At 49.1% G+C, this 17213-nt stretch carries 15 protein-coding genes and 3 tRNA genes; 12 read left to right on the top strand and 6 right to left on the bottom strand.

Annotated elements, in window-relative coordinates; genetic code table 11:
* Window positions 1-134: 134 nt before the first annotated feature.
* Window positions 135-824 (bottom strand): TVP38/TMEM64 family protein, encoded by a 690-nt coding sequence (locus ACNI29_RS14370; RefSeq protein ID WP_419779054.1) that lies wholly within the window; start codon window positions 822-824, stop codon window positions 135-137.
* On the bottom strand, window positions 825-1556 hold the full coding sequence (locus ACNI29_RS14375; protein WP_419779055.1) for a glycosyltransferase family 2 protein: 732 nt from the start codon (window positions 1554-1556) through the stop codon (window positions 825-827).
* A gap of 88 nt (window positions 1557-1644) precedes the next feature.
* Here ACNI29_RS14375 and ACNI29_RS14380 point away from each other — a divergent pair.
* Window positions 1645-1721: transfer RNA gene (locus tag ACNI29_RS14380), tRNA-Met, on the top strand.
* Window positions 1722-1863: 142 nt separating this feature from the next.
* On the opposite strand, the gene ACNI29_RS14385 is transcribed toward ACNI29_RS14380, so the two are convergent.
* Both ACNI29_RS14385 and ACNI29_RS14390 read right to left on the bottom strand, forming a co-directional pair.
* Window positions 1864-2496: a hypothetical protein gene (locus ACNI29_RS14385; RefSeq protein ID WP_419782128.1), complete on the bottom strand. Its 633-nt coding sequence runs from the start codon at window positions 2494-2496 to the stop codon at window positions 1864-1866.
* Window positions 2497-2730: 234 nt separating this feature from the next.
* A complete protein-coding gene (locus ACNI29_RS14390; RefSeq protein ID WP_419779056.1) occupies window positions 2731-3366 on the bottom strand; it encodes a hypothetical protein in 636 nt (211 codons plus the stop codon).
* Between the two features lie 463 nt (window positions 3367-3829).
* Between ACNI29_RS14390 and dhaK the strand changes: the two genes are divergently transcribed.
* From dhaK to ACNI29_RS14415, 5 genes are all read left to right on the top strand, one after another.
* Entirely contained in the window at window positions 3830-4888 is a 1059-nt protein-coding gene (gene dhaK, locus ACNI29_RS14395) for a dihydroxyacetone kinase subunit DhaK (RefSeq protein ID WP_419779057.1), read from the top strand.
* Between the two features lie 175 nt (window positions 4889-5063).
* A complete protein-coding gene (gene dhaL / locus ACNI29_RS14400) occupies window positions 5064-5693 on the top strand; it encodes a dihydroxyacetone kinase subunit DhaL (RefSeq protein WP_419779058.1) in 630 nt (209 codons plus the stop codon).
* 249 nt (window positions 5694-5942) lie between these two features.
* Window positions 5943-8438: a phosphoenolpyruvate--protein phosphotransferase gene (gene ptsP / locus ACNI29_RS14405; RefSeq protein ID WP_419779059.1), complete on the top strand. Its 2496-nt coding sequence runs from the start codon at window positions 5943-5945 to the stop codon at window positions 8436-8438.
* Window positions 8439-8717: 279 nt separating this feature from the next.
* Window positions 8718-9404, top strand: a complete 687-nt coding sequence (locus tag ACNI29_RS14410; protein ID WP_419779060.1) for an AzlC family ABC transporter permease — start codon at window positions 8718-8720, stop codon at window positions 9402-9404.
* Window positions 9404-9712, top strand: a complete 309-nt coding sequence (locus ACNI29_RS14415; RefSeq protein ID WP_419779061.1) for an AzlD family protein — start codon at window positions 9404-9406, stop codon at window positions 9710-9712. The genes ACNI29_RS14410 and ACNI29_RS14415 overlap by 1 nt, the downstream gene beginning before the upstream one ends.
* Window positions 9713-10000: 288 nt before the next feature.
* Here the strand turns inward: ACNI29_RS14415 and ACNI29_RS14420 are convergent, their stop codons facing one another.
* Window positions 10001-10621, bottom strand: a complete 621-nt coding sequence (locus tag ACNI29_RS14420; protein ID WP_419779062.1) for a LysE/ArgO family amino acid transporter — start codon at window positions 10619-10621, stop codon at window positions 10001-10003.
* 99 nt (window positions 10622-10720) lie between these two features.
* Between ACNI29_RS14420 and ACNI29_RS14425 the strand changes: the two genes are divergently transcribed.
* The 5 genes from ACNI29_RS14425 to ACNI29_RS14445 all read left to right on the top strand — a co-directional run bounded on the left by ACNI29_RS14425 (window position 10721) and on the right by ACNI29_RS14445 (window position 14033).
* Window positions 10721-11599, top strand: a complete 879-nt coding sequence (locus ACNI29_RS14425; RefSeq protein WP_419779063.1) for a LysR family transcriptional regulator ArgP — start codon at window positions 10721-10723, stop codon at window positions 11597-11599.
* 106 nt (window positions 11600-11705) lie between these two features.
* Window positions 11706-11782, top strand: a tRNA-Met gene (locus tag ACNI29_RS14430).
* Between the two features lie 162 nt (window positions 11783-11944).
* Window positions 11945-12021 (top strand) — tRNA-Met (locus ACNI29_RS14435).
* A 250-nt stretch (window positions 12022-12271) separates the two neighbouring features.
* Window positions 12272-13258 carry a permease gene (locus ACNI29_RS14440; protein WP_419779064.1) on the top strand — a complete coding sequence of 329 codons (987 nt, stop codon included), beginning with the start codon at window positions 12272-12274 and terminating at the stop codon, window positions 13256-13258.
* Between the two features lie 13 nt (window positions 13259-13271).
* Window positions 13272-14033: a TIGR03943 family putative permease subunit gene (locus tag ACNI29_RS14445; RefSeq protein WP_419779065.1), complete on the top strand. Its 762-nt coding sequence runs from the start codon at window positions 13272-13274 to the stop codon at window positions 14031-14033.
* A 106-nt stretch (window positions 14034-14139) separates the two neighbouring features.
* Here ACNI29_RS14445 and ACNI29_RS14450 read toward each other — a convergent pair whose 3' ends face one another.
* Entirely contained in the window at window positions 14140-15027 is an 888-nt protein-coding gene (locus ACNI29_RS14450; protein ID WP_419779066.1) for a metal ABC transporter solute-binding protein, Zn/Mn family, read from the bottom strand.
* A 577-nt stretch (window positions 15028-15604) separates the two neighbouring features.
* On the opposite strand from ACNI29_RS14450, the gene ACNI29_RS14455 reads away from it, so the two are divergent.
* Window positions 15605-17140 (top strand): DUF4301 family protein, encoded by a 1536-nt coding sequence (locus ACNI29_RS14455; protein ID WP_419779067.1) that lies wholly within the window; start codon window positions 15605-15607, stop codon window positions 17138-17140.
* Window positions 17141-17213: the final 73 nt, after the last annotated feature.

A 17213-nucleotide genomic window follows, 5' to 3' on the forward strand; every position in this document is an offset into this window, starting at 1 on the left:
GTTGGTTTGTTTTGTTTGGCTTGGGTGATTCAATTGATATTGAAAACGATTTTCGATGTCAATCAAGAAATATAAAAAAGCCCGGCACTGAAAAATCAGTGCCGGGCTTATCTTTTCTCATGTCCCGGAGTTGATTACTCTACAACCGCTTCGGCTTGATTGCGGTATTTGCGGTAGATTCGAAATCCCAGAAAAGAGGAGATTGCGAACAGAATTACGGCCATAAACATGCGCAGGGAGGACGAAACTTCCACGCCGCTTCCGAAAAGGGCGAAAACCATATTCTGGGGCAGGTAGCCGATGGTCGAGCCGAGTATGAAGGGCATGGCCGGGATACTGGTCACGCCTGCCAGCACGTTGGTGACGACGTTGCTGCCCAGCGGGAAAAAGCGGATGGTCAGGGCCATGTTGAACGGACTTCGGCTCAGAAAATCATCTACTTTCTGGATGCGAGCGCCGAATTTTCTTTTAATGAAAGAGCGTCCTACCAGCCGGGAATAGACAAAAGCCCCGGCGCAGCCAAGTCCTGTCCCGATGGTTCCGAGCAGGGTTCCCAGCGCAAACCCGTAGGCATATCCACCCATGAAACAGATAACCTGCCGTGGAAAACCCACTGCTGAAAAAAATGCTGCCAGCCCGACATAGGTCAGAACTCCGGCCAGTCCGCGTGATCGGACGTGTTCATCCATCCAGTGGGTATCAAGGGCGTCAGCCAGTCCGGCATAGCGGATGAGGTATACCGAGAAGCCCATGACCGCGAGCATAGCAAGTCCCTTGATCAGGGCTTTCATGCTGAGTTTTGATTCGCTGCTAATGGAACTCATTTATTCGTCGCCGCTGCGTTCTTTTACGGAATAGGAAAAATGACGGCCAAGCAGCCAGCGTACGCCGAGCAGGTCGTATCCCCCGGCGATGGCCCGGTCTAGGGTTCCGTACTTGGACTCACCTTCGTAGCGCGGACGGTGGTTGACCTTCATTTCAGCAACAGAAGCACCCTGCATTTTCATGAGCGTAGGCAGAAAGCGGTGCATGCCGTTGAATCTGGGAATGGCCCGGACCATAGCGGTGTTCATTATTTTCAAAGAACACCCGGTATCCTGTACTGTTTCATTGGTCAGCCTGTTTCGGATGGCGTTGGCGACTTTGGAAGCGATGCGTTTGATCCAGACATCTTTACGTTTCTGACGCCAGCCGATGGTCATCTCATGCCCTTCATTATAAAGATTGAGCATGGCCGGAAGGTCGGCAGGATCGTTCTGCAGGTCGGCATCCATGGTAGCAACACGCGGTGCGCGGGCTTCATCGAATCCGGCACAGAAAGCAGCGGACTGGCCCCGGTTTTCCGCAAATGAAATATAACGGGCTTTGGGGTAAGTGGATGAAATATCTTTGAGAACGGCAAGGCTGTTATCTTTGCTGCCGTCGTCGACAAATATAACTTCGTATGGAACATTGATAGGTTCGAGAGCCGAATCAATTTCCTGCATCAGTTTTCGCAAATTATCCTGTTCATTGTACACAGGGATCACGAGGGAAAGTTCGTATTGGTTTGTCATATCGAGAGTTGAGATAAGAAAATTTAAATAATTTGTAAATAGCTGTTGACACAAAGGGGCCCCGTCTGTAGAACCTCTTTCACAGTGACGCGGGGTGGAGCAGCTTGGTAGCTCGTCGGGCTCATAACCCGAAGGTCGTAGGTTCAAATCCTGCCCCCGCAACCACCATGCTTCATCAAAAGGCTCAACCTTTAGGTTGAGCCTTTTTTTGTGCGCCAACCACGTTTAAATTCTGTTTGATAAAAGACAAGCAAAAAACCTCCAGCTTAATTTTAAGCTGGAGGTTTTTATTTTTAAGGAATGATGTTTATGAACTCATTTTTTTCTTCCATACGGCAAGTACAGCCAGACCAGAGGTGATCAGCCACAGAGCTGACGGGAGGGGCGTTGCCATCGGTGCGGCAAAGTCACTGTCTGAACCGGTCATACCTTGATAGTTGATGCTCTGAAAGCGTGCGATGAACTGGCTGGCAGGAGCTTGCAGTTCCCCTTCAACGTCAAAGACAAATGTTGCCGTCCAGCCTGCTTCAAGGCCGTTTTGCGGATTTCCTCCCTGGAATTTTTTACCGGTGAAAAGGGTTGTATCCAGCCCAGAGTAATATTTGAGCGGTTCAGCATTGAGGCTTGCGCCTTTAGTGGTTCCCACTGACCAGTTCTCGGTCATTTGTACGGGATTCGAAACCGACTGCGAGTAGTAGGAGGCTTCGCGCAGGTTCAGGGTTGCACCCGGAGCCGAAAAGATCAGCCCGCGCAGGGTGGCGGAATCAGCAGGGGAAGTGTTCTTTACTGTGAGCACAAGTCTGGAGTCGGTGGAGGAATATGATTGATTTATGACAGCACTGACGTAGTCGGAGTGGCTCCAGCCTGAAACTGTCGCTGCGTTAGCAGCAGATACCGTTACCAGTAATGCCAGAAGTGAAATAATGATGGATTTATTCATTTGCCCTCCCCGGATACATTTGTCTCTACCTTCCAAAAAAATAAAATGTCATTTTACTCTACTCTAAATATATTCATCAATCCATCTGGAAGGAAGATCTTTAGGCTTAAAAAGATATTATTCTTCAGAATCGAGGGGGACTATTCAAAGTGCGTCGGTAAGTTGTGATTGCAGGTGTATTTAAGCGTTATAAAGCCTCCAGCCGAACAAATCGGCTGGAGGCTTGGTTTGTGGTTATGAACTTAACCTGCTCCTCAGGGCTGCTATCCCTGCCAATCCTGCTCCGAGCAGCCATACAGCCCCCGGAATGGGAGTCGGGACCGAGGAAGCGAAGTCGCTATCAGATCCGGTCAGGCCCGGAAAGTTGATGCTTTGGAAACGGGCGATGAAATCATTTGCTGATTCTTGATAAGATCCATCAACTTCAAACAGGAAGGTCGCGGTGCTACCTATCTGCAGGCCAAGTTGCGGGTTCCCTCCTAAAAAATCATTTCCAGTGTAGAGAGCAGTATTTAACCCTTCAAGATACTTCATGGGCTCTGCATTTAGCAGAGAACTGTCAGGAGTTCCCAGGGACCAGTCGTTTGTTACGTTCATAGGGGAGGTTGATACGGAACCGGAATAATAATTTACGTCCTTCAGATTGAGAGATGCGTCAGAAGAGGAGAAGATAAGCCCGGTGAGGTATGCTGAATTGGCGGGGGAAGTGTTGACTACAGTGAGAAGGAGGCTGGAGTCGTTAGCGTTGTACGTAGTGGAAATCTCGGCACTTATGTTGTCCGTATGTGCCCACCCCGTTATGGTTGCAGCTTGTGCGGTTGAGGTTACCCAGAATATAGCCAGTAAAGATATAAAAATTATGTTTCTCATTTTGTTCCCCTCCTACCGGACAGTTCCAGTGTCTCCTGGATATATGGCAAATAAGATTTATTATTTTGTTCATAATATATATGTTAATCATTGATTGGAGTTTGACCATACTAAATGATAAAAGAAATCGTTATCAATATCAAGTCGCAGTTTCGAATCTGAAATAATTAAAGATGACCATGAAAGGGTGATGTTAAGTGCTTACTTTTATGTTAGGAAAGTGTGCAATTATAGGGTGTAGATCATTTTCTTAATAGAAATGTCTCAGTAATGAAAATATATTAAAATCTATTTCTCGCGGAAAATATTGAGAAAATTGTGTTCGTAAATGAAAATTGAGCGTGCCCATTAAAAATAATTTTAATAGAAGCGAAAAAAATTGCGTTCATTTGTCGACAACATTTAGCAATTGATTTAATGTTTTTCGCACGTAAGGAACCTAGAACCAGAGGTGATTTTTACTATGAAAAAATTGATTAATGATGTGGAAAATGTGGTTAAGGAACAGCTTGAGGGCATGGCTCTCGCTCACCCTGAGCTGAAAGTGAACTACGATCCCTACTACGTAGTCCGTTCTGAAGCTCCAGTTAAAGGAAAAGTCGCAATTGTTTCCGGCGGCGGTTCCGGCCACGAACCCATGCACGGCGGTTTTGTCGGCAAAGGTATGCTCGACGGCGCCTGCCCCGGTGAAGTTTTCACTTCTCCCACACCTGACCAGATGTACGAATGCGCCAAAGCCGTAGACAGCGGTGAAGGCGTTCTTTTTATGGTAAAGAACTACACTGGTGACGTAATGAACTTTGAAGCCGCTGCCGAACTCGTTGCAGCTGAAGGCGTCAAGGTCCAGAATATTTTGATTGATGATGACGTTGCAGTTAAAGACAGCCTTTACACTGCCGGACGTCGCGGCGTTGGAACCACCGTTCTTGCTGAAAAGATTGTCGGTGCTGCAGCTGAAGCAGGCTACGACCTTGAAAAATGCTCTGATCTTTGCCGCAAGGTTAACCAGTACGGCCGCTCCTTCGGTGTTGCGCTGACCTCCTGCACCGTTCCCGCAGCAGGCAAGCCCACTTTTGATCTCGGTGAAGACGAAGTTGAAATGGGTATCGGTATCCACGGTGAACCCGGTATCGAGCGCACCCCGCTCAAATCCGTTGATGAAATGACCCAGTACGCTGCCGAGCAGATCATTGACGATCCCGCATACTCCCGTATCGTTCGTGAATGGAACGGTTCCGAGTGGGAAGACAAAGAACTTATCGACGAGCCTTTTGCCAAGGGCGACAACGTTATCGCATTCGTTAACAGCATGGGCGGAACCCCGGTTTCCGAACTTTACGCTGTGTACAGAAAGCTTGATGAAGTCTGCAAAGCCAAGGGCATCAACATTGTCCGCAACCTGATCGGACCCTACATCACTTCTCTGGAAATGCAGGGCTTTTCCATCACCCTGCTTAAGGTTGATGATGAAATGCTCAAGTTCTGGGATGCTCCGGCAAAGACTCCCGGTCTGAATTGGTAAGTTTAACTTGCCATAATAATTAGTTTAAAATGCGCAGGCGTGGGAGTTGTCTTTCACGCCTGCGTTCCCGTTTTTTTAAGAAAACCTCAGGGCTGACGCTGTTGCACGTATATGCCCACTATAATTTATTAACCCGACCCAGTTTTAGATGGCGTCACCTTTTGGAGGATATGAAATGTCCATGAACAAGGCACAACTCATTGCATGGCTCGGCAAACTCAACGAAGTTTACGCCGACAAAAAAGAATATCTCACTGAACTCGATGCCGCTATCGGTGATGCCGACCACGGAATCAACATGAACCGTGGATTCGGCAAAGTTGCCGAGAAGCTGCCCACCGTTGAAGACAAAGATATCGGAACTATCCTCAAGACCGTGGGTATGACCCTCATGTCCAGCGTCGGCGGTGCCAGCGGTCCCCTTTACGGAACTTTCTGGATGAAGGGCGGCATGATCATGGGCGGTAAGGAAGAGCTCAACTCCGAAGATTTCGCAAAAGTTATCGAAGCAGGTGTTGAAGGCATTCTCCAGCGCGGTCGTCCCGATCTCGGCGACAAGACCATGTACGATCTTTGGGCTCCCGTGCTTGAAGTGATCAAGGAAAAAGCAGGTAACGGTGACGATGTTCTCGCTATCGTGGAAGCGGCCCTGCCCGTAGGTGAAAAGGCTCTTGCCGACACCATTCCCCTGCAGGCTCGCAAAGGCCGCGCCAGTTATCTCGGTGAAAGATCCATCGGGCATCAGGATCCCGGCGCAACTTCCTCTTTCTACATGCTGGAAACCCTGAAAGAAGTTTTGTCTTAAATATTTATTGCCTCCGGCGGCTGGGGAAGGGGAACTTTTGGAAAAAGTTCCCCTTCCCCAGACCCCATCCCCTCAAAACTTTTTAGTATGCTTCGCGTCGGGGGTTTAAGTTATTTCTTGCAGCATTATTTTTGTGCGTATTTACACAATAAATTATTAAAAGGTTTTGGGATTCTTAAACCCTTTTGCAAAAGGGGTTAAGCCCCCGGAGGGACTCCCGGTAGGGCCGCCGGAGGCAAGGAGTTTTATATGGTAGGATTAGTAATTGTTTCCCACAGCCAGACTTTGGCTCAGGGTGTTTTGGAACTTGCGGAGCAGATGACTCGCGGTTCCGTGGTCATGGAAGCTGCCGGAGGCATTGACGACCCGGACAATCCCATTGGCACAGATCCTATGAAGGTCATGATGGCTATTGAGTCCGTTGCGGCCCAGTCCGAAGACGGCGTTCTGGTTATCATGGATCTCGGCAGCGCGCTCATGAGTGCTGAAACCGCGCTCGATTTCCTGCCCGACGAGGTCAAGGAAAAGGTTCTGCTTTGTTCCGCGCCCATCGTGGAAGGAACCATGGCTGCTGCCGTACAGGCATCCGTCGGTGCTTCGCTCAAAGAGGTAAGTGCCGAAGCAGGAGCAGCTTTGAATGTTAAGATCGAACAGCTGGCCCCTATTACCGGGGAGACTGTTCAGCCTGTTGCTGCACAGGCAGAAACAGCAGTTGCAGCTCAGGAAGGCGAAGAGCTGAGCATTGATCTGCTGGTGCTTAATAAAATGGGCCTCCATGCACGCCCGGCGGCAAATCTTGTTGCCGTGGCCGGAAAATTTCAATCAGCCATTCAGATCACCAAGGATGACAAAAGCGCGTCCGGCAAGAGCATCAATCAGGTTGCCCTGCTGGCGGTCAAAAATGGCGAAACCATCACAGTTACAGCTACCGGACCTGACGCAGAGCAGGCCATTGAAGGCATCAAGGCTTTGCATGCCGACAATTTCGGTGAGCGGGATGAAGATGTCACCGAAGCGGTGATGGAAGTGGAGGCCTGCAAGGTCGGCGGTGAAGGATTTGTGCACGGCGCACCTGCCTCCGCCGGTTACGCGGTCGGTCCCGTTTACGCCCATTTGGCGAAACTTCCGGAAGTTGAGCGCGTCGTTATTTCCGACGTGGATGCTGAAGTTGCGCGGCTCGATCAGGCTGTTACCAACGCGCTGGCAGATATTCAGGCTTTGCAGCGTGAGACAGAAAAGACCGCAGGCAAGGCCAACGCTGCGATTTTTGAAGTTCACGGGCTGATCCTCGGTGACAAGGACATGCGTGACAAAGCCGTTTCCGTAATTTCCGGTGAAAAGGTCAATGCCGAGTTTGCGTGGTTTCAGGTTATGGATAAAATGGCCGCTGATTACCGCGAACTCGAAGACAGCTATATGCAGGCCCGTGCCGCAGACGTCATGGATTGCGGCGGACGCGTGCTTCGTGTGCTGACCGGTGAAGAAGAGCAGGGAATCATCCTTGACCGTGAGTCCATCATTGTCGCCCACGACCTGACTCCTTCCGATGTAGCCGGGATGGACCCGGAGAAAGTGTTAGGTATTGTTACAGAGATCGGCGGTGCTACTTCGCACGCCGCTATCCTTTCCCGTTCCATGGGCATTCCCGCAGTTATCGGAACCGGGGAGTGCTTCGGGCAGGTTTCCGACGGTAAGATGATTGCGTTGGACGGCTTTGAAGGTACTGTCTGGACCGAACCGGATCAGGCGAAGCTTGATGATATTTCCGCCAGGCGTGAAAAATGGCTAGCCGAACGCGAAGAAGCCAAGGCCAAGGGAGCCGCTCCGGCTAAAACCTTGGACGGAACCGAAATCATGGTCATGGGCAATATCGGTGTTCCGGCAGATGCTTCCCGAGTGCTTGAATACGGCGCAGAAGGCGTAGGTCTTTTCCGTACCGAGTTCCTTTTTCAGGATCGCGATCAGGAACCGGATGAGCAGGAGCAGTTTGAAGCGTATGTTGAAGCTGCCAGGGCCATGAACGGTAATCCGGTTATCATTCGCACTCTCGACATCGGCGGTGATAAGCCGGTTAAATATCTCGATACCCCTGTAGAAGAGAACCCGTTCCTCGGTGAACGCGGGATCCGTTTCTGCATGGCCCGGCCTGAGCTTTTCCGCACCCAGCTGCGCGCTCTGCTGCGGGCGGCTAGCGAGGAAAATATCTGGATCATGTTCCCCATGATTTCCGGGGTGGAAGAGCTTCAGAATGTGCTTGATTTTCAGGATAGTGTTCGCGAGGCATTGATTGCCGAAGGCATGAACATTGCCGAGAATATCAAGACCGGAATCATGATCGAAGTGCCTTCCGCTGTTGCCGAAGCTGAAAAGCTCGGCGCGATCTGCGATTTTTTCAGCATCGGCACCAATGACCTGACTCAGTATGTGATGGCTGCGGACCGTGGCAATAAGTCGGTAGCCAAAATCTGCGACAGCCTCAATCCCGCAGTGCTGCGTATGGTTAAAATGACCTGTGACGCTGCTGCCGCGAACAGGATTGAAGTCGGCATGTGCGGTGAGCTGGCCGGGAATGCCAAGGCATCCGCGCTGCTGCTCGGACTCGGGCTTGATGAGCTGAGCATGAGCGGGCCGTCTATTCCCGAAGTGAAGGAAGCCATTCGCGCAGTTTCCATGGATGATTGCCGCGCCTTGGCTGAGAAAGCACTGGCCGCAAAGTCCGGCGATGAAGTCAGGGAGTTGTTGTAGCCTTCGGCGAGCCTCCCGGCGGGCCCTCCGGGGGCTTAAACCCTTTTTGTAAAAAGGGTTTAAGAATCCCAAAAATTTTTATTGGGCTTCTCCGTTTTAGTTTTTAAGTTAGTTCTGAGATTTGAAGCCCGCTCTTTTATTTGAGAGCGGGCTTTTTGTTTGGGTCGTTTTTATTCCAACTGTATCTTTTAAGTTCTTTCGCTTTCAGTTAAACAGCAATTCTTTCCTATTCCGGATTTTACTAATCAACTAGTCTTCCTCAATCTGGAGGTCTTTATAATGAGCGGTTTCATGCGTGGCGTTAAAGCCAATGTGCCCTTATTGCCCAGTGTGGTTGCTTACGCCGGGGTGCTGGGGGTCTTGGCAGCACAGAAGTCCATCAGCTGTGCGGATATGATGGCTCTGAATGTATTTATGTTTGCGGGGTCTGCGCAGTTTGTGCTGGTCGATATGTGGAATGCGCCGCTTCCGGTGCTGGAGATGGTCCTCGCGGTGATTATCGTCAACCTGCGCTACGTCTTGATCGGGGCATCGCTGAAGGATTTATTTGCAGGGCAGGGGATTCTGCGCCGTCTGTCGCTGATGCATTTTGTGGCCGACGAGAACTGGGCCATGACTATGGTCGCGGCCCGCAAAGGGGAGGGTGATGTTTTTCATCTTCTTGGCGGTGGTTTGATTCTGGTGCTTTTTTGGAGCGCGGGAACCATGGGCGGGATGTATTTTGGCGGTATGATTCCTGATCCCAAATTGTTGGCTCTTGATTTCGCTTTTACCGCAGTCTTCACCGCGCTGGCGGTTTCCCTTTGGCAGGGTAAGCAGGATGCTTTGCCGTGGCTGGTCGCCATCAGCACATCGGTGCTGACCGAGCACTTCATTCCCGGCAAGTGGTACATCCTTGTTGGTGGAATTTCCGGTGCATGCTGTGCGGCATTCATGCCTGCTGTTGAAGAAGGGGAGGATTCATAATGGATATTTACAGTCCTGAAAACGCAATTCTGGTTATTGCCCTTGCGGCATTGGCAACCTATTCCATGCGCGTGGGCGGTCTGCTGCTGGCGGGATACCTGCCTACCGGGGGCCGTTTCGGCAGGGCCATGAAAGCTTTGCCCGGAACCATTTTGATTTCCCTCGCCGCTCCCGGCTTCTTTAACGAAGGCTTAATCGGATTCGCAGGCGGTCTGGTAACCGTTGCCATCACCTTTAAAACCAAAAACGTATTTCTGGCCATGCTGGCCGGAATGCTGGTGGTGGCACTGGGGCGGCAGTTTATTTAGGGCTGGTTAAACGGAATGCAATTCCCCGCGCTAAAACCAATCGTAAATTAAAATCAGCGAAGCTTAATAAAAGTTTTAGGAGAGTCCAGAGAACCCTTTTTTCAAAATCTCTGTATTCTCAAATGCTGAAGTTTAACCACGTTTAAACATTTAAATTGCTTAAAACCATTTTTGCCATTTAATCCGGCGAAGCGTTATTAAAAAAGTTTGGGATTTTTAAACCCTTTTCAAAGGGTTTAAAGCCCCCGGCAGGGTCGCCGAAGGCATTTCCAATACCAAAAGGCTCCATTAAACACTCATGGCTTTTTCAGCCAGATGCCATGCGATAACCCACATGGTCAGGCAGACCGCACTGTCGAAGACCCGCCAAGTCACTGGCTTCTTGAACAGCGGGGCGAGGGCCCGTCCACCGAAGCCGAGTGTGTAGAACCATACAAAAGATGCGGACATGGCTCCGAACCCGAAAATATACCGCTCCATTCCTTCGTACTGTCCGCTGATGGAACCTAGCATTACAACGGTGTCGAGATATACATGCGGATTGAGCAGGGTGATGGTCAGGGTTAGTAATATGACCGACTTCAAGCTTGTTGTTACGGCTTCCTGCGCTTCAAGCTGTCCCCCCTTCAACGCAGAGCGAAAAGATCCGAATCCGTACCAAGTGAGGAAAGCCGCACCGCCCCACGCGGCAGGCTTGAGCAGCATGGGGTTGGACGCAATCAATTCCCCGGTTCCCAGCACACCGAGACTGATCAAAACAGCATCGCAAATTGCGCAGACCAGACAAATGGTCAGATGATGATTTTTCCTGATGCTCTGGGTAAGTACAAAAGCATTCTGCGCGCCGATGGCAATAATCAGCCCGGCCCCGGTTCCGAATCCCTGCATATATGGTATAATTGAAGACATTAATAGCTCCCTTGTTTTTTTTCAGGAATATAGAGTGGCGATCATAATTAGTAAAATTAAACATTTTCATTTTCCATAAGTATAACTTATGATGAGTCCATGCTTGATAATATTTTTCTTGAAGCTCTGGCAGCGGTGGTCGAGGAAGGGGGCTTTGATAAGGCAGCCTTGAAGCTTAATATTTCCCAGTCGGCGGTATCGCAGCGTATCCGAAATTTTGAGGAACAGCTTGGCAGGGTGCTGGTTGTGCGTTCCTCGCCCCCTGAGCCGACCGAGGATGGCCGCAAACTGATTAAACATCTGCGCAGTATCCGGTTAATGGAACATGAACTGAGCGACTCAATGGGTCTTAATCCCAGTGGTGAATTCGTGACCCTGCCTGTGGGCGTGAATGCGGACAGCCTTGCTTCATGGTTTCTGGATGCGCTGGACGGTTTTTTGAAAGAGCACAGTGTTCTGCTCGATCTTTATGTGGATGATGAGAACCGCACCCATGAGATGCTGCGCCGTGGCGAGGTCGTCGGCTGTATCGGAACCGGGGCAAAACCAGTAAAAGGCTGCCGTAGCGATTTTCTGGTTTCCTTCGATTACATATGTCTCAGCTCCCCTGAGTTTCATGAAAAATGGTTCAGTAACGGATTCAACAAGGAGACAGTTGCAAAAGCTCCCGCTGCTGTCTTTAACAGGAAGGACGAAACACAATCCCAGATGCTGGAGAAGGTTTTCCCCGGTCAGCCGGTCACGCATCCTATTTTTTATGTTCCGTCGTCGGAATCCTTCGTGGAAGTCGTCTGCCGGGGATTGGCTTATGGCATGGTCCCGGAATTTCAGGCCCAGCCGGAACTCGAATCCGGCAGGCTGGTTGAAGTCATGCCGCAGGGCCGGGTTCCGGTCCCGCTTTATTGGCATTCTTGGAATGTGGAAACAGAATTGCTCGAAAGTCTGCGCAGTGAATTAATCAACTATTTCCGTAAATAAGCAGCAAATGAGGGTTATTAATTGAATATGTTTGTTAATTTGAATTAATTTCAAATTTTAAGTTGACATACTTGGGTGGTGTCTGTAGACCTACTCTTCTCAGTGACGCGGGGTGGAGCAGCTTGGTAGCTCGTCGGGCTCATAACCCGAAGGTCGTAGGTTCAAATCCTGCCCCCGCAACCACCTGATTTCCGGTTATGACGGAGATTACGGTGGCGGGAAGCTCAAAGCTCCTGACTGAGTGCCGAAAGTAAGTGTTCTTTCGGCAGGATTAAAAAATCTGCATAAAGTCAGTATTTTAGTTGACAGCAGGTTACGGAGCATGTAGACATGTTCTCACAGTGACGCGGGGTGGAGCAGCTTGGTAGCTCGTCGGGCTCATAACCCGAAGGTCGTAGGTTCAAATCCTGCCCCCGCAACCATCATGCCTCATAGGAAAGACTCAATCGATAAGATTGGGTCTTTTTTTTTGCCTGTTATCATCCTGCCATTCTCCCCCATACTGGGTCTACACCGAAGAAAGGGGCGCAAGCCCGATTGACCAAATTTCCAACCGTTGATTCTAATCTCGACTACCCGCACAAAACCCGTACACGCAGTCGATAGTTTTCAAAATTTATTTATTTGAAATTGACGCCGATTGATGATCATATCTGATTCTGTTTTTGTTGTATGAAAACCCCGCCTTTTCCGGGCGCGGACACTAGATTCCAGAAGAAGGTTCGGATGCAGGACATATCCATTTTTGCCATGGCTGCGACTTCCATTGTCATGGAGGCGGCTCCATTTCTTTTGTTGGGTTCGTTGATAGGAGCCGTGATTGAAGTCCTTGTTTCCGAGGAAACATTGCTGCGACTTGTTCCGCGTAATTCCGTGGGGCAGATTGCAGTCGGTCTTTTTGCCGGAATGCTGTTGCCTACCTGCGAGTGCGGCATTGTTCCGGTGGCTAAACGGTTGTTGCTCAAAAATGTTCCGCCCAGAACTGCCATACCTTATATGATGGCTGCCCCGGTGGTTAACCCGGTGGTTATCGGCTCGACCTTATTTGCATTTCAGGGTGATTGGAGCGTGGTTGCCTTGCGTGTGGCTATGGTCTTAATCCCGGCTATGATTCTGGGGGCGGTACTTGGAAACGCCACCCCGAATCTCGTACTCAAACCCCGGCCCATTGACCTGAAGCGGTTAGGGGATATTGAGGAGATGCATAGCCACAATCATGACCACGGTTGCGTCTGCGGGTGCGGCGTGGATGAGGAAAACAAATTTAAGGCGGTCCTGTTCCACACCGGAGCCGAGTTTTATTCCATGAGTCGTTTTCTTGTTTTCGGTGCTGTTGTTGCTGCCGGATTCAAGACTTTTCTGCCTCCTGAAATCCTGAATGCTTTCGCCGGAAATGGTTGGCTGGCAGTTAGCGGCTTAATGCTTCTGGCTGTGCTTTTGTCCGTCTGTTCTGAAGCTGATGCGTTTGTGGCCGCATCTTTCGGGTTGTTTCCGACCTCTGCCAAGGTCGCCTTCATGGCCATCGGGCCTATGGTTGATTTGAAGCTTATTCCCATGTTCTTTGCGGTATTCAATAGACGTGTGGCAATCGCCCTTGTGGTGGTTCCGACTGTGTCAGTCTACATAACGGGCGTGCTGCTCGCATCGGGGGGCTGGTAACATGGTTGTGCTGATGCGATTTATTGAATCCTTCCTATTGATATTAATGGGCAGCTTCATGGCGATGCTGGCCCGGTCTTCCATCTACTGGCAGTTTATGAATCCCAAATATTCTTGGCTTACTTTTGTCAGTGGTGTGATCCTGATTCTCGTTGGATTCGTCTGTTTTTGCCATACGCAGCGTAAACGGAAGGTAAGTGAACTTCTCGGTATACTGTCGTTTCTGGTACTGTCCGGAACAGCCGTCACGACTTTCGAATCTATGGTAATGCCCGAAGATCCGCCTTCTATAGGCGGTGGATTTACCATGGAATATCCTGATGAAGCAGTATCTCTCACCGTTGAAATCGGAGGCCGCGAATATGTAAAAATTAATGTCGCGGAATTATTGCTCGGTGAGTCGCAGGGATTCGTGAAACCGGGGCAGGATTTTGCCATTCAAGGGAGTGTTGTCCGTGCACCGGAACTGGACCGGGAAGGGTATATTTGTGTGGGGCGGTTACTCATAACCTGTTGTTTTGCGGATTCCACCGCCGTGTTGACCACGGTCAAGGTCGATGATCCTGAGCGTTACAGGTCCGGGCTTTGGGTCAGGGCAGTAGGAACAATAGAGGAAAAAAATCTTTTACCCTCTAAATCATTTACATTGCCGGGAGCACTGACTTCGGTCAGGAGTGATCTCTACACCATGCGGGCAGTGGAGGTTGAAGAAGTCCCGGTGGAAGGCGTGCCGTTCATTTTCGATATTATGGAACAGGCCCCGTTCTCCTACTAGTGTAACTCCCGGATAGGGATTAATTTTCAAGACGTAAAATTGATTGCGCTCGCTGAATTCATGTTCATGAATTCAGCGGGCGCATTTTTATAGGCTGAATTGGGTTTTAATGCAGGTTTTGTTTGAAGGCTTTGGCTGCATTCATGAGGTTTTCTCGCCAGTTAAAAGAAAGGGGATCAAGCTGCTCAACACGACCATCGATCTGGCTTGCAATGGATTTGGCTGTCCTTTGGGAAATCTGCGGCTGCACAAAGATAACTTTGATATCTTTTGTCCTGGCTTCTTTGATGATACCGGCAAGCTCTTTGGGGCTGGGTTCCCGCCCTTCGCTTTCAATAGGCATCTGGTGCAGGTCATAACGCTCTGCGAAATAGCCCCATGAGGGATGGAAAACCAGAAAAGCACGTTGTGTAGAAGGCACTTCGGCCATGATTGCGGTGATGTCATTATTTAGTTTGTCGAGTTCTTTCAGAAACTTGACTAGGTTGGTTTCGTAGGAGGCGCGGTTTGCAGGGTCTGCCTTGATCAGTCCGTTGCAGGTGTTGCGGGCAATGGTTTTTACTCTGACCGGATCAAGCCAGATATGCGGGTCGAGTGTGCCGTGGTCATGTCCTTCGTGCCCATCTCCATGATCTCCGTGATCGATTATGGGGATTTTTTTCACTCCGCGTTGAGTATATACCATGCGCAATGAAGGAAGGGTTCCGTTGATTCTGGGCAACCATGTGTTTTCAAGGTTGATGCCGATAGCGAAGTAGGCTTTTGCCTTGCTCAGTGAGGCCATTTGTGCCGGACTGGGTTCGTACATATGTGGATTTGCACCGGGGGAGACCAGTACCTGCACATCCAGTAGCTCTCCTGCTATCTGTTCCACAAAATATTTCTGGGGCACGATACTCACAAAAACAATGGGTTTAGCAAATGCGGCGGCGTTAAGGATTAGTGTTGTTGCAGCTATGGTTATCGAATAAAAAAGGAGTTTCTTTAATGTCATGTTTTGGCCTTGTAGATTGAGTTGTTGAAAAATTGCTAGGAACCAATGAAACATATTTATTTAAATTTAGCCTAGGTTGTTTTGGAACTGATTAACATGCTTCGGTCGCAATATTCAATTGTTAAGATTGGGACTTTTGTTCTGGATATATTGGTTAGAACTATTCTGTGGGGGCATAAACATAATTTTCCCTGCTTGCAGCGACAAGTTCAATGTTGTTGAGCCTTGTATGTATGGCCTTTCTTTTGCACTCCATTGTTTTGTAGGAAAACTGTGCGTCACCTGCCTGAGTATTTTTGTTTCAATCCTGACACCCGCCGTTCACTAATTTTATTGCTGTTTTTATTTGTCTTTTTTTAAAGATCTTTAAAAACAGTATGTTATGTTAAGATTGTGAGTTGATTGGAAAAATCAAAAAAGTTTCAAATATATTTATTTTGACACTAAACACATTCAAAAATTTGTGTTAAGGGGTAGGTATCCAGCTGTGCCAAACAGTGCATTGGATTGGCTCGATAGGTCGGTTAAATATACGAATTTACGCTGTTTTTCAATTTTAAGCATGGGAAGGTACTTTATGGTTACTGAAAATGAACTTCGCGAAATTGAGAATGGTTTAATTGATATTATTGATGAAGGAATTTCCGCATCCGCGCTCGCAGGACAGATAGAAAGATTCAAAACAGGGTTTCCGGCAACAAAGCTGGAGCGGGCCTGTACCTTGAATGACGGGATCTATCGCATTCAGTCTGATGAAAAGGACGAATTGTTGGGTTGTTTTGAAGGAGCAGCAGCCGAAGGGCGTTTCAGCAAGTTCGTTCCGGCATCCGGGGCTGCCACGCGCATGTTCAAACATCTGCTGGCAAAGCTGAATAGTGAAGACCTTTCCGAGAAGGATGCGGATATGGTTCAGACATTTATGGACCTGCTCCCGGTATTTCCTTTCTACGGCGATCTTCTGGAATCCATGAAAGGCCATGGACTGGATCTGGAAGAAGCATACGCCGCGCAGGATTATAACCTGATTTTAGAATATCTTCTTACGGAAAAAGGATTGGACTATCGCTCATTGCCTAAGGGCCTGATTCCATTTCACAGCTACGAGGACGGTTACCGTACTCCGTTTGAAGAGCATATTGCTGAAGCTGTGGCTCATATCAAGGATCGCCGAGGCCGGGCTAAGCTACACTTTACCGTGTCTCCTGCCCATGAAGAGCGGATCAGGGAGCATGTTGAGGAAGTTATAGCGAAGTATCCCGATTATCGTTTTGATATTGAATTTACGCGTCAGGACAGAAAGAGTGACACTGTTGCTGTTGATATGGAAAACGAAGTTTTCCGTACCGGTGAAGGGAAGATTCTGTTTCGTCCCGCAGGACACGGCGCACTGCTGGATAATCTGCACAAAATGCGCGGTGACATTGTTTTCCTGAAAAATATAGATAACGTTGTTCCCGACAGTGCCAAGGGCGATACCCTTGAATACAAGAAGCTTCTCGGCGGTTTGCTGGTCAGGCTCCAGGATCATATTTTTGAATGCCTTAACATGCTTGAAAACCATAATTGCAGTGAATTCGAAGTGGCAGCAGTTTCCATCTTCGCTGTTTCACACCTTTCGATGCAATTGCCGGAGAACTTTAACCAGATGAGCCTTGAAGATAAGATCAGCTTGCTTCGTGTCCGCCTTTCCAGACCAGTGCGTGTCTGTGGTATGGTTAAGAACGAAGGCGAACCTGGGGGGGGACCTTTCTGGGTAAATGGTCCTGACGGCTTTATTTCTCCTCAAATTGTGGAAAAGAGTCAGGTGAATATGGATGATGCTGATCAGGCTTCCATTGTTAAGACCGCTACCCATTTCAACCCTGTTGATCTTGTCTGCGGTATGCGCAGTCCCCGTGGTGAATGGTATGCCCTGAAGAATTTTACTGATCCTGAAACCGGTTTTATTTCCGTGAAGTCCCGCAATGGTCGTGAATTGAAGGCAATGGAACTTCCCGGCCTGTGGAATGGTTCCATGGCAGATTGGATTACCGTGTTCGTTGAAGTTCCGCTTAGTACCTTTGCTCCGGTCAAGACTGTTAATGATCTGCTGAAGGATGAACACCGCAAGTAGGAATAAAGTAAAAAAGATTGATAGCCGCCTCTATATATATGGTATAGGGGCGGCTTTTGATATATATATGCTT

Origin of the sequence: Maridesulfovibrio spiralis (SeqCode) (assembly GCF_048571135.1) — a bacterium.
GTDB classification, from domain to species: domain Bacteria; phylum Desulfobacterota; class Desulfovibrionia; order Desulfovibrionales; family Desulfovibrionaceae; genus Maridesulfovibrio; species Maridesulfovibrio spiralis.